We start from the raw sequence: 13,360 nt of genomic DNA on the forward strand, positions 1-13,360 counted from the left end.
CGTGCCAAATGGAAACCGCAACCACGACCGAGAAGACCATCGCCGGAGGGGTCGCGTGACTGTGTTGGATTCACGGCGCGACCTGCCGTCGGAGAGCGGCCGGGGCACCCGGGCGGCGAAGTCGGACCCGGAGTCCGCCGTGCTGATCACCGCCAGTGGGGTCACTATGCCCCCTGTGGAGGATCTCGGTGCGGGGCGCGGGCCCGCGTGGCTCGACCAGTGGCTCGCCGCCAACGCCGCCGACGTGCTGGCCTGGTTCCGGCACATCCACGCCCACCCCGAGCTCTCCCGCCAGGAGTTCGCCACCACCGAGTTGGTCGCTGGCCTGCTCAAGTCGTTCGGCCTGCAGCCCGAGCTGCTGCCCGGGGGCAACGGCCTGATCTGCGACATCGGCACCGGTGAGCGCTGCGTGGCGCTGCGCGCCGACATGGACGCGCTGCCGATGACCGAGGCGACCGGCCTGCCCTACGCCTCGACCACCGCCGAGGCCGCGCACGCCTGCGGCCACGACGCGCACACCACGATCCTGCTGGCCACCGGCATCGCCCTGGCCTCGGCGCCCGAGCTGCCCGGCCGGGTCCGGCTGATCTTCCAGCCCGCCGAGGAGGTCATGCCCGGCGGCGCGCTCGACGTCATCGACGCCGGTGGCCTCGACGGGGTGGAGCGCATCTTCGGCCTGCACTGCGACCCGCGCACCGAGGTCGGCCGGGTCGGCACCAGGGTCGGCGCCATCACCTCGGCCACCGACCTGCTGGAACTGCGCCTCACCTCGCCAGGCGGCCACACCTCCCGCCCGCACCTCACCGCGGACCTGGTGCACGCGCTCGGCACGGTCATCACCGGCCTGCCCGCGCTGCTCTCGCGCCGGGTCGACCCGCGCTCGGGCACCGTGCTGGTGTGGGGCGCGGTCCACGCGGGCGAGGCGCCCAACGCCGTCCCGCAGGACGGGCTGCTGCGCGGCACCCTGCGCACCGGCGACCACGACATCTGGGCGGACCTGGAGCCGCTGGTGGCCGGTCTGGTGCAGTCGCTGCTGGCCCCCACCGGCGTCGGCTACGAGTTGCACCACCGCCGCGGCGTGCCGCCGGTGATCAACGAGCGGGAGAGCACCCAGTACCTGCGCACCGCCATCGAGTCCGCGCTCGGCGAGGACGCGCTGGCAGGCACCAAGCAGTCCGCGGGCGGCGAGGACTTCGGCTGGTACCTCGAGCACATCCCCGGCTCGTTCATGCGCCTGGGCGTGTGGCCGGGCGAGGGCCCGATGCGCGACCTGCACCAGCCGACGTTCCAGTTGGACGAACGCGCGCTGCTGGCCGGGATCCGCGTCATGACGCACACCGCGCTCGCCGCGCTGGCATAGACCACCCGGGGGTCCGCGTGCGGAACGCGGGCCCCCGGGGATTTACCTCACGCGATCACCAGAGGTGCGCGACGTCCACCACGATGCGGGTGCCGCCGTTGTCCCTGGGCAGGGTGAAGACGCGGAACGGCAATCGGGCCCGCAGGCCGATGCCGAGCGTCGTGTCCCCCTCGAAGGTCCCGGCCCACACGACCTGCCGGAACGTTCGCCACCCCGCCACGTTCACCAGTTCGTTCCAGTTCGCCGGGTGGTAGGTCAGCTGGCCGTTGTCGTCGTAGGCCCGCCCGAGGGCCTGGATCTGCAGCTTCCCCGCTCCCCGCGTCGGGACGACGTGCCCCGAGCCGTCGGCGGTGATCTCGTCGACGTACTTCACGTAGTAGCCGTGCCCGCCGGGGGCGTCCAGGTCGATCACGAGCCGGTCGAAGCACTCGTGCTGCCCGCCGCGCACGTCCCTGAAGAAGCCCGCCTCGTTGAAGCCCGCGGTCTTGAGCCCGGAGCCCCAGGTGATCCCGCAGTACGGGTCCGCGGCCGAAGCGGCGACCGGGGCGAACACGACGATCGAGAAGGCCACCGCCACCGCGGCGACGGCCGAGAACAAGCGTTTCACCACAACTCCCCCTTACCAGGCGTGTGCGACGTCGATGACGATCCGCTTGGTCGCGCCGTCGTCGACTTCGAAGACGCGGAACGGCAGCCTCGCCCGGACCCCGAGCGCGAAGCTGTTGTGCAGGACCCGACCGCCGAGGTCGTGGAGCTGGCGGAAGGTCCGGTAGCCGGTCACGTTGACCACCTCGGCCGGGTTGGCCGGGTGGAACACCAGGTCCCCGGTGTCGGGGTCGAGGGCAGAGGCGTCCATGGAGATCCACAGCCCGGCGCCACCGCGCACCGTGACCGGGTTGCCCTCGATGTCCTCGAACCCGTCGAGGTAGCTGACGATGTAGCTGCGCACCCCCGCGCTGCGCACGTCGAACACGAGCCGGTCGAAGCAGTCGTGCCTGCCCGCCCGGGCGCCGGTCAGTGCGCCGTACCCCGACGCGGGGTCACCGGACTTGGATTGGGAGCCCCACGTGATGCCGCAGTACGGCGCGGCGGAGGTGGAAGTCGGGGCGGCGGCCGCAGGGGTCGCCGACAGGATGGCCGCGGCGAGCGCCGCGGTCAGGGTTGTGAGCCAGGATCTTCGATGTGCCATGTCCGTTCTCCTCGGTCCGACCGAAGACACGGCCGGTGAGTGGTGCGGCCGTGACCCGGCCGTACCAGAGGAGACGTGCGACACATCTCGGAGTTGTGCCTAGCTGGCCGCGGCAGGCCCGATTCCACTGCATGGCCTAGTGCGCAGGTCCTCGACGTAGTCCGCTGGCGCTCCGGCGGCCTCCGCGGCGTCGGCGACGACACCCAGGTAGCGCGCGGACGGCAGGCCGCCCTCGTAGGCGTCGAGCACGTAGAGCCAGGAGAGCACGGAGCCCTCCAGGGTCTGCACCCGCAACCGGATCTTGGAGTGCAGCCCCAGCTCGGAGCCCTCCCACCGGTCGAGGTTGCGCTCGTCGTCGGTGACGTCGTAGAGCACGACGAACACCTGCGAGTCCTGGTCCTCGACGATGGTCGCCAACGCGCCTTCCCACCCGAGGTCCTCACCCCCGAAGGTCAGCCGCCAGCCGACGAGCCACCCCGTCCCGGCCATCGGCGAATGCGGGGCTCGCTGCATCATCTGGCCCGGATCCATGTTCGACCCGTAAGCGGCATAGAGCGGCACGCCGGACAGCCTAGCCACACCGAGCGGTGTCGGCAGGCAGCCGCGCGCAGGGATCACCTTTTCGCGGCCACCCCAGACCCGGTCGTGCGCCCCCGGCTACCGTGTCCGCTGGACGCGCGCGGTGAATTGGAGGACCAGGTGACCCGGATCGTGATCATGGGCGGTGGCCCCGCCGGGTACGAGGCAGCCCTGGTCGCCGCCCAGCACGGCGCCGACGTGACGGTGGTCGAGCGCGACGGCCTCGGCGGCGCGTGCGTGCTCTACGACTGCGTCCCGTCCAAGACGTTCATCGCCTCCGCGGGCGCGCGGGTCGCCTTCCGCGACGCCGACGAGCTGGGCATCGGCACCGACGACGTCGACTCCACGGTGCACCTGCCGGTGGTGCGCGGCCGGGTCAAGGGCCTCGCGCTGGCCCAGTCGGCCGACATCCGCAACCGGGTGCAGCGCGAGGGCGTGCGGGTCGTCGTCGGCACCGCCCGCTTCTGCGACGACCGCACCGGCATGGCGGCGCACCGGGTCTCGGTCACCTCCGGCGGCGCGACCGAGGTGCTGGCCGCCGACGTGGTGCTCATCGCCACCGGCGCCACCCCCAGGGTGATCCCCGGCGCCGAGCCGGACGGGGTCAGGGTGTTCGACTGGCGCCAGATCTACGACCTGGCCGAGCTGCCGGAGCACCTGGTGGTGGTCGGGTCCGGGGTCACCGGCGCCGAGTTCGCCTCGGCGTTCATCGAGATGGGCGTCAAGGTCACCGTGATCTCCAGCCGGGACCGGGTGCTGCCGCACGAGGACGCCGACGCGGCCGCGGTGCTGGAGGACGTGTTCTCCGAGCGCGGCACCACGCTGGTCAAGCACGCCCGCGCGGAGAAGATCGAGCGCGACGGCACCGGGGTGACCGTGCACCTCAAGGGCGGCGAGACGGTCCGGGCCAGCCACGCGCTGATGACGGTCGGCTCGGTGCCCAACACCGACGACATCGGCCTCGACAAGATCGGCATCGAGCCGGGGCCCGGCGGGTTCATCACCGTCGACCGGGTCTCGCGCACCGGCGTCCCCGGCGTGTACGCGGCGGGCGACTGCACCGGGGTGCTGATGCTGGCCTCGGTCGCGGCCATGCAGGGCCGGATCGCGATGTGGCACGCCCTCGGCGAGGGGGTGGCCCCGATCAAGCTCAAGACGGTCGCGGCGAACGTGTTCACCCACCCCGAGATCGCCACCGTCGGCATCAGCCAGGCCACCATCGACAGCGGCGAGGTGCCCGCGCGCACCGTCACCCTCCCGCTGGCCACCAACGCCAGGGCCAAGATGGAGGGCCTGCGCCGCGGCTTCGTGAAGCTGTTCTGCCGCCCGGCGACCGGCGTGGTCATCGGCGGGGTCATCGTGGCGCCCAGCGCGAGCGAGCTGGTCCTGCCGATCGCCCTCGCGGTGCAGAACCAGCTGACCGTCGACGACCTCGCGCTGACCTTCTCGGTGTACCCGTCGCTGTCCGGTTCGATCACCGAGGCGGGCCGCCAGCTGATGCGGCACGACGACCTCGACTGAAATTCGCCCAATTCGATGGTTTGTGCCGCAACTTCACACTTTCGTGCATAGTCTGTGCCCCAACACTGCCTTCTCGGTTACCAGATTTCCACGAGAAGGGGTGAAACTCTGGCGTCGGTCTTTTGATCGACCTACCGAGCCGGTACCCCTGGGGGACCGAACCGTTACGTACGGAGGCTGACATGCCGCGTCGGAATGAATGCCCGGAATGCCTGGGCTCAGGGCTCGCCCCGAACCGCAAGGACTTCTGTCCGCGTTGCGGCGGGATCGGACAGATCCCGCGGGTGTGCGCAGTGCTCATCGCACCGCGCACGCCGGACAGAACCCAGGTCTGATCGGCGGGTCCGACCCGCTCTGGCCGCCCTTGGAGGCGGGGGTGGCCAGAGCGGGTTTTCCCGCGATTTGACGAAAAGTAGACAACACGCTCGTATCCGGGGGGATGGCGCGCGCGGGATTTCCCGGGCGGGCCCGCACTGGTCTCCGGAACGGGTATTCCCACCGAGAGACAGGCACTACCCCGATGTCACACCCAGGCCACGCTCCTCGGCCGCACGGCAGGCCGCAGCCCTTCCCGGCACCGCCCGCGCCGCCGTTCCCGCCGCAGGGGCAGCCCTACCCGCAGTCGTACCCGCCGGGCCAGCCCTTCTCGCCGCCGCCATTACCGGCGCCTGCGTACCCAGGACCGCGGCCCCACAGCGCGCCGCCGCCCTTTGTCGCGCCGCCGCACCTGGCCGGGCAGCCGCCGCACCCGCTCGGGCCGCCACCGTTGTTCGGGGCGCCTCAGCAGCTCGGCCCGCCACCACCGTTCGGCTCGCCACCACCGCCCGGCCCGACCCCGCAGTCGTCCGGCCCGCCCTCGCCGCCGTACGCCCCGCCGCAGTCGGCCGGCCTGTTGTCGCGGCAGTTCGGCCCGTCACCACAGCCGTACGGCTCGTCGCCCGCTCGGGTGCCCGCCAACGGCAACGGGGTCGCCGGTCTGGTGGCCAGCGCGCTCGGCCTGGTCGCGATCTGGTTCGCCAACATCGGCCTGGTGCTCGTCGTCGCGGGGGTCGGCCTGTCGGTGGTCGGCATCACCAAGGCCGAGCAGGGGCAGGCGACCAACAAGCCGGTCGCCGTCGCCGGTCTCGTCTGCGGCGGGGCCGCCATGCTGATCTGGTTGGGTGTCCTCGTCGTCTCCGTGCTCGGGTGAGTCCGGTGTGGGCTCAGTCGGTGTCCTCGTCGACCCAGTCCAGGGTGCGGGTGACGGCCTTCTTCCACTGGCGGTAGGCGCGTTCCCTGGCGTCCTGGGCCATCGAGGGCGCCCACTCCTTGTCCTTGGCCCAGTTCGCGCGCACGTCGTCGAGCCCGCCCCAGTAGCCGACGGCGAGACCGGCGGCGTAGGCGGCGCCGAGCGCGGTCGTCTCGGCGACGACCGGGCGGATCACCGGCACGTCCAGGATGTCGGCCTGGAACTGCATCAGCAGCTCGTTGCCGACCATCCCGCCGTCCACCTTCAGCGCGGTCAGCGGCACCCCGGAGTCGGCGTTCATCGCCTCGATGACCTCCCTGGTCTGGAACGCGGTTGCCTCCAGCACCGCGCGCGCCAGGTGGCCCTTGGTGATGAACCGGGTCAGGCCGACGATCGCGCCCCTGGCGTCGGCGCGCCAGTGCGGGGCGGACAGGCCGGAGAAGGCGGGCACGAAGTAGCAGCCGCCGTTGTCCTCGACCGAGCGGGCGTGCTCCTCGATCTCGGCGGCCGAGCCGATCATGCCCAGGTTGTCCCTGATCCACTGCACCAGCGAGCCGGTGACCGCGATCGAGCCCTCCAGCGCGTACACCGGCGCCTCGTCGCCGATGCGGTAGCAGACCGTGGTGAGCAACCCGTTCTCGCTCATCACCGGTTCGGTGCCGGTGTTGAGGAGCACGAAGTTGCCGGTGCCGTAGGTGTTCTTGGCCTCGCCCGGCGACAGGCACGCCTGCCCGAAGGTGGCGGCCTGCTGGTCGCCCAGGATCCCGGCGATCGGCACACCGCCCAGCGCGCCGCGCTCGCGGACCCGACCCAGTTCCGCCGAGGACGACGCGATCCTGGGCAGCATCGACAGCGGAACCCCGACCTCCTCGGCGATGTCGGCGTCCCAGTCCAGTGTGGACAGATCCATCAGCAGCGTGCGGGAGGCGTTCGTCGGGTCGGTCGCGTGTACCCCGCCGTCGACGCCGCCGGTCATGTTCCACAGCAGCCAGGTGTCCATGTTGCCGAAGAGCAGGTCGCCCGCCTCGGCCCTGGCCCGCGCACCGTCCACGTTGTCCAGGATCCAGCGGATCTTCGGCCCGGAGAAGTAGGTGGCCAGCGGCAGCCCGGTCTTGGCCCGGTACCGCTCCTGCCCACCGCCGAGTTCGCCGAGCGCGGTGGCGATCTTGTCGGTCCTGGTGTCCTGCCAGACGATCGCGTTGTAGACGGGTTCCCCGGTGCGCCGGTCCCACACCACCGCGGTCTCGCGCTGGTTGGTGATGCCGACCGCGACGATGTCGGTGGTGTGCAGATCGGCCTTGGCCAGTGCGCCCGCCACTACCGCGCGGGTGTTCGCCCACACCTCGGCCGGGTCGTGCTCGACCCACCCGGCGCGCGGCAGGATCTGCCGGTGCTCGCGCTGGTCCACCGAGACCACCTCGCCCGCGTGGCTGAACACCATGCAACGGGTCGAGGTGGTGCCCTGGTCCACGGCGGCGACGTACTCGGTCATCGGTGTCTCTCCCTCTTCGCCAGGGGCGGGGTGGTCATGTTGGCAGGACGCGGGCGAGCAGGCCCGCCAGCACCGCGCCGAGCAGGGGGCCGACGACCGGCACCCAGGCGTAGCCCCAGTCCGGGTCGCCCTTGCCGCGGATGGGCAGCACCGCGTAGGCGATGCGGGGGGCGAGGTCGCGGGCCGGGTTGATCGCGTAGCCGGTGGGCCCGCCGAGCGAGGCGCCGATGCTGATCACCACGAACGCCACCGCCGCGTACCCGAGCGCGGCGTTGCCGAACTGCGGCAGCCCGCCGGTGTCCATCTTCGCGCCGGGGCTGGTCAGGATCCAGAACACCAGCACGAACGTGGCGATCACCTCGGTCACCAGGTTCCACGGCAGGTTCCGGTGCACCGGGCCGGTGGCGAACACGCCCAGGGTGTTCTCCGGCTCGTCGTGCGCGTCGAACTGGAGTTTGTAGGTCAGCCAGCACAGCACGGCGCCGAGGAACGCGCCGACGAACTGGCCGATCAGGTAGGCGGGCACCTGGGCCAGCGGCAGGTCGCCCGCGGTGAACAGGCCGATGGTGACCGCGGGGTTGAGGTGCGCCTGGCTCGGCGCGGCGATGCTGGCGCCGACGAAGACCGCGAAACCCCAGCCGATGTTGACCAGCAGCCACCCGCCCTGGTGGCCCAGCGAGCCGCGCAGGACGGTGTTGGCGACCACGCCCGCGCCGAGCAGGATCAGCGCCGCGGTGCCGAGTAGTTCCCAGAGGACGATGTGCCAGAAGCCCATGGTGTCTCCCTCGCACTGCCGGGTGGCGAGGTAGGCGCGGCCGGAGCGGGAGGGGTCGGGGACGGGGACGAATGGCGGCGGTGCCCACCCTGAGTGAGATCGGACGTTACCCCCGGTTCGCTCGACTGTCCACGGGTTGCCTGCCGCACCCGGTCCTGGCGGGTAGCGTGGTGCTGGTCGGACGATCCCCGAGGCCGACGCAGGGAGGCGATCATGGCCAACCGCAAGCCCACCGCGCCGCCTGAACCGTCCACTTCGGACACCGTGGCGCCCGGCGGGCGGCTCGGCCCGGCCGAGCGCGCCCGCAGTTGGGCCAGGTTGGCCGACGAGCCGTTCGACGTGCTGGTGATCGGCGGCGGGGTCGTCGGCGCCGGGGTCGCGCTGGACGCGGCCACCCGCGGCCTGCGGGTCGCCCTGGTCGAGGCGCGCGACCTGGCGTCCGGCACGTCCAGCCGGTCGAGCAAGCTCTTCCACGGCGGATTGCGCTACCTGGAGCAGCTCGAGTTCGGGCTGGTGCGGGAGGCGCTGCGCGAGCGGGAGTTGATGCTGACCACGCTGGCGCCGCACCTGGTCAAGCCGGTCAGCTTCCTCTACCCGCTCACCCGCCGGGTCTGGGAGCGCCCGTACACCGCGGCGGGCCTGCTGCTCTACGACACCATGGGCGGCGCGCGGTCCGTGCCCGGCCAGAAGCACCTCACCCGGGCAGGCGCGCTCCGGATGGCACCGGCGCTGCGCCGCTCGTCGCTCATCGGCGGCATCCGCTACTACGACGCCCAGGCCGACGACGCCCGCCACACCCTGACCGTGGCCAGGACCGCCGCCCACTACGGCGCGGTCGTGCGCACCTCCACCCAGGTCGTCGGCTTCCACCGCGAGGCGGACCGGGTCAGCGGCGTGCGGGTGCGCGACGTGGAGGACGGCGCCGAGGTCGACGTCCGGGCGAACGTGGTCATCAACTGCACCGGGGTGTGGACCGACGAGTTGCAGCGGGCCTCCGGCAGCCGCGGCCGGTTCCGGGTCCGGGCGAGCAAGGGCGTGCACATCGTCGTCGCGCGCGACCGGATCGTGTCCGAGACCGGGCTGATCCTGCGCACGGAGAAGTCCGTGCTGTTCGTCATCCCCTGGCGCAACCACTGGATCGTCGGCACCACCGACACCGACTGGAACCTCGACCTGGCGCACCCGGCCGCCACCGAGAAGGACATCGACTACCTGCTCGAACACGTCAACTCGGTCCTCGCCACGCCGCTGACGCACGCCGACATCGAGGGCGTCTACGCGGGCCTGCGGCCGCTGCTGGCGGGGGAGAGCGAGGAGACCTCCAAGCTGTCGCGCGAGCACGCCGTCGCCCGTGTCGCCCCGGGCCTGGTCGCCATCGCGGGCGGGAAGTACACGACGTACCGGGTCATGGCCGCGGACGCGGTGGACACGGCGGCGGTAGACCTACCGGGCCGGTTGCAGCCATCCATCACCGACCGCGTCCCACTTCTCGGCGCCGACGGGTATCACGCGCTGGTCAACCAGGCTGACCTCTTGGCCGCCCGCTGGGGCCTCCACCCCTACCGCGTCCGCCACCTCTTGGATCGCTACGGCTCCCTACTCCACGACGTGCTCTCTTACGCCACCCGCCCCGAACACCTCAAGCCCATCGACGGCGCCCCGGACTACCTGCAGGTGGAAGTCCTCTACGCCGTAGCCGCCGAAGGCGCCCTCCACCTGGAAGACGTCCTCACCCGCCGCACCCGCATCTCCATCGAGTACCCCCACCGGGGCACCGCCTGCGCCCGCCAGGTGGCCGACCTCATGGCCACCCCCCTCACCTGGGACCAACCCCGCGTCGACTGGGAGATCTCCGTCTACAACGCCCGCGTGGACGCCGAACGCTCCTCCCAATCCCAACCCGACGACACCGCCGCCGACACCATCCGGGCCAACGCCCCCGAATCCCGCCGCCACCTCGCCGAACCCATCCTCTGACCTCTCACAGGAAGAGCGTTGTGGCCTGGGAGACGGCAGCGCGCGCTCAGCCAGGGAGCAGTTCGGCGATGTGGTGGTGCAGGCGGCGGGGGTCGGCGGGGGAGATGGTGGTCCAGGACTCGCCGGTGGGGGTTGTGGTGCGGGTTTGCAGGTAGCGGCCGTGGGCGGTGTCGAAGTAGCTGACGACGCGGTCGGTGCGGTGGCGGGTGCCCCAGTGGTCGCGGGTGGCGGCGCCGAACTGGCCGTGGCCGTGCAGGGGGGTGATCATCTCGGCGAGGGTGGTGGCGTCGTCGGCGCGGATGCCCCTGGCGCGCAGGCCCGCTGCGAGGGGGCCGGGGGCGGCGGCCTCGAAGTCGGCCGTCGGGACCGTCACCGAGCGGCCGGGTCCCGCGGCGACCGTGGGGAGGACGGACAGCGCGTACCGCGGTAGGCCGGACGCGTCGGCTGGGCTGAGGGTCACCGCGTCGGGCGACATCGTTGCCAGGACGGCGGAATCGGCGCGGGCGGCGGCCAGGACCCGCAGCGGCCCGTCCGTCCACAAGCGAGCGTCGACCTCCCGGTCCGGCCGGTCGAGCACCCCGATCAGCGACGCCAGCAGCGGGTCGACCCGGCCGGGTGCGCCGAGTCCGCGCGCGGCCAGCCCCCGCCACGCCCGCTCGACCAGACCCGCCCGCTCGGTGTCGGTGCGCCCCGGTGAGGGCACCGACAGCACGAGCGGCACCGACGCCACGCCCAGGTGCTCGGCGAGCACGTCGAACTCCAGGGCGGTGACCGTCATCGCGGTCACCGGCTCAGCCGCCGATCACGCCGGGCGGGAGGTGGTGGTCGTCGCCGTAGACGCTGACCGACTCGGTGACCTGCTCGTCGTCGCGGGCCAGTTCGCGCCTGCGCCCACCGAGGTTCCGCGTGGACGACGAGGAAGACGACGATCCACTGGGCTCCGCGGCGTCCGCGAACCACTGGCTCGACCCCAGGGCCTCCGGCCCGACCCGCCGCACACCGAGCTTGTTGTCCCCGCCGCCCAACGGGCCACCGCCGAGCGCACCGCCACCAGCGGGCGCCATCGGTGTCGCCGCCGCGGTGGAACCCGAGGCCGCCAGCCCCTGCCCTGGCGACCCCGAGCCGGAGAACCCGTCGCCCCCGATGGAAGAACTGCCCGACACCGGACCGCCGCCCCCACCGAGCGGACCGTGCCCGAGCGCCCCACGCGGGGATGCCCCCGGGGCGCCACGCCGGTCGCTGGTCGAGGAGTCGCCGGACCCGGTCACCCGGCCACCGATGCCGATCACCGAGCCCCCCGGCGCCATCGGGGCGGCACCGCTGAACATCCCCGGCGCCACCGGTGCCCTGCGGACGACCTCCGGCGCGTCCCCGAGCGCGGCCGACGACAGGCCGACGCCCTGGCCGCCGCTCCAGTGGTGCTCGCCGCCGCCGGTCTGGCCGCCGAAACCGTGGTACGCGGCCGGGCGGTGCGACTGCTCGTACCCGCCGACCGTCGGCGCCGCGACCGGCGTGCCCGCGAACGACGTGTGAGTGCTCTGCGTGACGCCGTCGCCGCGCTGGCGGTGGTCGCCCTGGTTGCCGCCCAGCAGCTCGGCCGGGCGCGCGAAACCGGTCCTGGCGCGCAGGTTCGTCCTGGTGCTCAGCTCGTAGGTCGCCATGACCTCGTACGCCTTCTGCGCACCGGCCGACCGGGCCTGCTCGACGGCCTCCGCGTCGTCCTGCACCGCGGCCACCTGCACCGCGGCGGCCGCGGCCGGGTCGGGCGCCAGCGACTGCTCACCCTGCGGCGCGGGCATCTCGGCGCGCGCGGTGGCGATGTAGGCGCCCTGGTTGTCCACGGCCTCGCGCATGCCGTCCGCCTCGTCGGCGGCGGTGCGCGCCCAGCTCACCAGCGTGGTCAGCCGGTCCTTCGCCGCGCCAGCGGCCCGCCCGGCCCACACCGCGGCCGACCCGTCGAGGGTCGCCGCGAGGTCGTGGCCGACCTCGTTGAGGGTGGCGGTCAGCTCGGTCCAGCGCCGCGACGGCTCGGTCGACGCCTGCGCGCCGGGACCGTCGTGCAGCATCAGGTACAGCTCCTTGTGGCTGAACCCGCGCCAGCGCGTCCCGCTCGACTGCTCGGTCATCGCTCGTCCCCTCCTCAGCCGCCGGTGCCCTGCTGCGTGACAGTGGCGGCGTTGTCCTCTTCGAGCAGGTGGTACTGCGCCGCGACGCGGTCGAGGGTGTGCACGGCCGTGTCCAACTGGGTGCGGTAGGCGCGCAGCGCGTCGAGAGCGGCGCGCTCGTGGTCGGCGGTGAGCTGGTTGACCCCCGTGGTGGCCTCCTGGCTCACCGGGTCCTTCGCCCACGGCTGCACCCGCAGTGTCGTCTCGCTGAGCTCCAGTTGCCTGGCCACGCGGTCGCGGGCGTCGGCGAAGGCCTCGCGCAGCGCGGGCACCGCGTCCGGGGTGACGTCGAGCAAGTCCGTGCGGTGCTCCCCGCCCCCGCCGTGTCCCCCGTGCTGCCCGCCGTGTCCTGCTGGCACGTCGCCTCCCCACCTGTCGCCGGATCCCCGTCACTACCTGTGGTGCGTCAACTCTATCGAGTCGCCACGATCGGTTTCGACCATTCCCCTGTGGTTTCGTAGACGTGCACCGGATCGGCTGGGTTCCGTCCCCGCACAGCTACACACCGTCTACCCAACGACCGGTTCCCCCGGGGCGTTACGGGCCACCAGGACGACGATGTCGGCGGGCACGGCCAACCCGTGGTCACGGAAAGTGCTGAACCCCAGCTTCGCGGCCACCCGGCCGGAGGCTTCGTTGCCCGCGGAATGCTGGTACGTGACCTCGGTGAGCCCCAGCCCGCCGAACGCGAAGCGCAGCACCGCTGCCAACGACTGGGTGATCATGCCCTTGCCGCGCGCGTCCGGGTGCGCCCACACCCCGGCCTCCGCGGTGCCCGCCGCGAGGTCCACTTCCTTGAGCAGCACCTCGCCGAGCATCACCCCGGTCACCGGGTCCGCGACCGCCCACGAGTAGCGCCGGTCGGCCGCCCAGTCGGCGTCGCGCCGCGCGATGTACTCACCCGCGCTGGCCAGGTCGCTCACCCGCAGGTGCGGCAGCCAGCGCACGAACTCGGGGTCGGTGAAGCCCTCGACGAGCCGCGGGCGGTCGTCGAACCGGGAGTCGTTGCGGATCGCCCGCAGGTAGTACGCGCCCGCGTTGATCTCCACCGGTTCCACGGTGAAGCACGCTACC

General features: G+C 72.5%; 13 protein-coding genes. 4 read left to right on the top strand and 9 right to left on the bottom strand.

The genetic code is table 11. The annotated features are described in order from the left end of the window. The first annotated feature begins 55 nt into the window (after positions 1 to 55). Positions 56 to 1,360, top strand: coding sequence for a M20 family metallopeptidase (locus tag CLV68_RS07465; RefSeq protein ID WP_121389732.1), 1,305 nt, complete (start codon positions 56 to 58; stop codon positions 1,358 to 1,360). A gap of 55 nt (positions 1,361 to 1,415) precedes the next feature. Here CLV68_RS07465 and CLV68_RS07470 read toward each other — a convergent pair whose 3' ends face one another. The 3 genes from CLV68_RS07470 to CLV68_RS07480 form a co-directional block, all read right to left on the bottom strand. Beyond that, positions 1,416 to 1,967, bottom strand: a complete 552-nt coding sequence (locus CLV68_RS07470; protein WP_121391031.1) for an AMIN-like domain-containing (lipo)protein — start codon at positions 1,965 to 1,967, stop codon at positions 1,416 to 1,418. A 12-nt stretch (positions 1,968 to 1,979) separates the two neighbouring features. Continuing rightward, entirely contained in the window at positions 1,980 to 2,549 is a 570-nt protein-coding gene (locus CLV68_RS07475; protein WP_121389733.1) for an AMIN-like domain-containing (lipo)protein, read from the bottom strand. A gap of 99 nt (positions 2,550 to 2,648) precedes the next feature. Then, positions 2,649 to 3,110: a gamma-glutamylcyclotransferase family protein gene (locus tag CLV68_RS07480; RefSeq protein ID WP_092778361.1), complete on the bottom strand. Its 462-nt coding sequence runs from the start codon at positions 3,108 to 3,110 to the stop codon at positions 2,649 to 2,651. Positions 3,111 to 3,248: 138 nt separating this feature from the next. Between CLV68_RS07480 and CLV68_RS07485 the strand changes: the two genes are divergently transcribed. After that, positions 3,249 to 4,649 (top strand): NAD(P)H-quinone dehydrogenase, encoded by a 1,401-nt coding sequence (locus CLV68_RS07485; protein ID WP_121389734.1) that lies wholly within the window; start codon positions 3,249 to 3,251, stop codon positions 4,647 to 4,649. 892 nt (positions 4,650 to 5,541) lie between these two features. Next, positions 5,542 to 5,838 carry a hypothetical protein gene (locus tag CLV68_RS07490; RefSeq protein WP_147459901.1) on the top strand — a complete coding sequence of 99 codons (297 nt, stop codon included), beginning with the start codon at positions 5,542 to 5,544 and terminating at the stop codon, positions 5,836 to 5,838. 13 nt (positions 5,839 to 5,851) lie between these two features. On the opposite strand, the gene glpK is transcribed toward CLV68_RS07490, so the two are convergent. Beyond that, positions 5,852 to 7,369 carry a glycerol kinase GlpK gene (gene glpK / locus CLV68_RS07495; RefSeq protein WP_121389736.1) on the bottom strand — a complete coding sequence of 506 codons (1,518 nt, stop codon included), beginning with the start codon at positions 7,367 to 7,369 and terminating at the stop codon, positions 5,852 to 5,854. A gap of 34 nt (positions 7,370 to 7,403) precedes the next feature. Beyond that, on the bottom strand, positions 7,404 to 8,144 hold the full coding sequence (locus CLV68_RS07500) for an MIP/aquaporin family protein (protein WP_121389737.1): 741 nt from the start codon (positions 8,142 to 8,144) through the stop codon (positions 7,404 to 7,406). Between the two features lie 213 nt (positions 8,145 to 8,357). Between CLV68_RS07500 and CLV68_RS07505 the strand changes: the two genes are divergently transcribed. Then, positions 8,358 to 10,121, top strand: a complete 1,764-nt coding sequence (locus tag CLV68_RS07505) for a glycerol-3-phosphate dehydrogenase/oxidase (protein ID WP_121389738.1) — start codon at positions 8,358 to 8,360, stop codon at positions 10,119 to 10,121. Positions 10,122 to 10,167: 46 nt separating this feature from the next. Here CLV68_RS07505 and CLV68_RS07510 read toward each other — a convergent pair whose 3' ends face one another. The 4 genes from CLV68_RS07510 to CLV68_RS07525 all read right to left on the bottom strand — a co-directional run bounded on the left by CLV68_RS07510 (position 10,168) and on the right by CLV68_RS07525 (position 13,344). Next, positions 10,168 to 10,899: an ESX secretion-associated protein EspG gene (locus tag CLV68_RS07510; protein WP_121391032.1), complete on the bottom strand. Its 732-nt coding sequence runs from the start codon at positions 10,897 to 10,899 to the stop codon at positions 10,168 to 10,170. A gap of 13 nt (positions 10,900 to 10,912) precedes the next feature. Continuing rightward, positions 10,913 to 12,247, bottom strand: a complete 1,335-nt coding sequence (locus CLV68_RS07515; RefSeq protein ID WP_121389739.1) for a PPE domain-containing protein — start codon at positions 12,245 to 12,247, stop codon at positions 10,913 to 10,915. A gap of 14 nt (positions 12,248 to 12,261) precedes the next feature. Then, complete coding sequence (locus CLV68_RS07520) at positions 12,262 to 12,645, bottom strand: PE domain-containing protein (RefSeq protein ID WP_147459902.1); 384 nt, start codon at positions 12,643 to 12,645, stop codon at positions 12,262 to 12,264. Between the two features lie 150 nt (positions 12,646 to 12,795). After that, positions 12,796 to 13,344, bottom strand: a complete 549-nt coding sequence (locus CLV68_RS07525) for a GNAT family N-acetyltransferase (RefSeq protein WP_121389741.1) — start codon at positions 13,342 to 13,344, stop codon at positions 12,796 to 12,798. Positions 13,345 to 13,360: the final 16 nt, after the last annotated feature.

Source organism: Actinokineospora cianjurensis (genome assembly GCF_003663795.1).
GTDB classification, from domain to species: domain Bacteria; phylum Actinomycetota; class Actinomycetes; order Mycobacteriales; family Pseudonocardiaceae; genus Actinokineospora; species Actinokineospora terrae.

Bases quoted from the DNA above. Each gene is read 5' to 3' on its own strand.
- CLV68_RS07475 (WP_121389733.1), bottom strand. From the start codon at position 2,549: ATGGCACATCGAAGATCCTGGCTCACAACCCTGACCGCGGCGCTCGCC.
- glpK (WP_121389736.1), bottom strand. From the start codon at position 7,369: ATGACCGAGTACGTCGCCGCCGTGGACCAGGGCACCACCTCGACCCGT.
- CLV68_RS07510 (WP_121391032.1), bottom strand. From the start codon at position 10,899: ATGACGGTCACCGCCCTGGAGTTCGACGTGCTCGCCGAGCACCTGGGC.
- CLV68_RS07515 (WP_121389739.1), bottom strand. From the start codon at position 12,247: ATGACCGAGCAGTCGAGCGGGACGCGCTGGCGCGGGTTCAGCCACAAG.
- CLV68_RS07500 (WP_121389737.1), bottom strand. From the start codon at position 8,144: ATGGGCTTCTGGCACATCGTCCTCTGGGAACTACTCGGCACCGCGGCG.
- CLV68_RS07505 (WP_121389738.1), top strand. From the start codon at position 8,358: ATGGCCAACCGCAAGCCCACCGCGCCGCCTGAACCGTCCACTTCGGAC.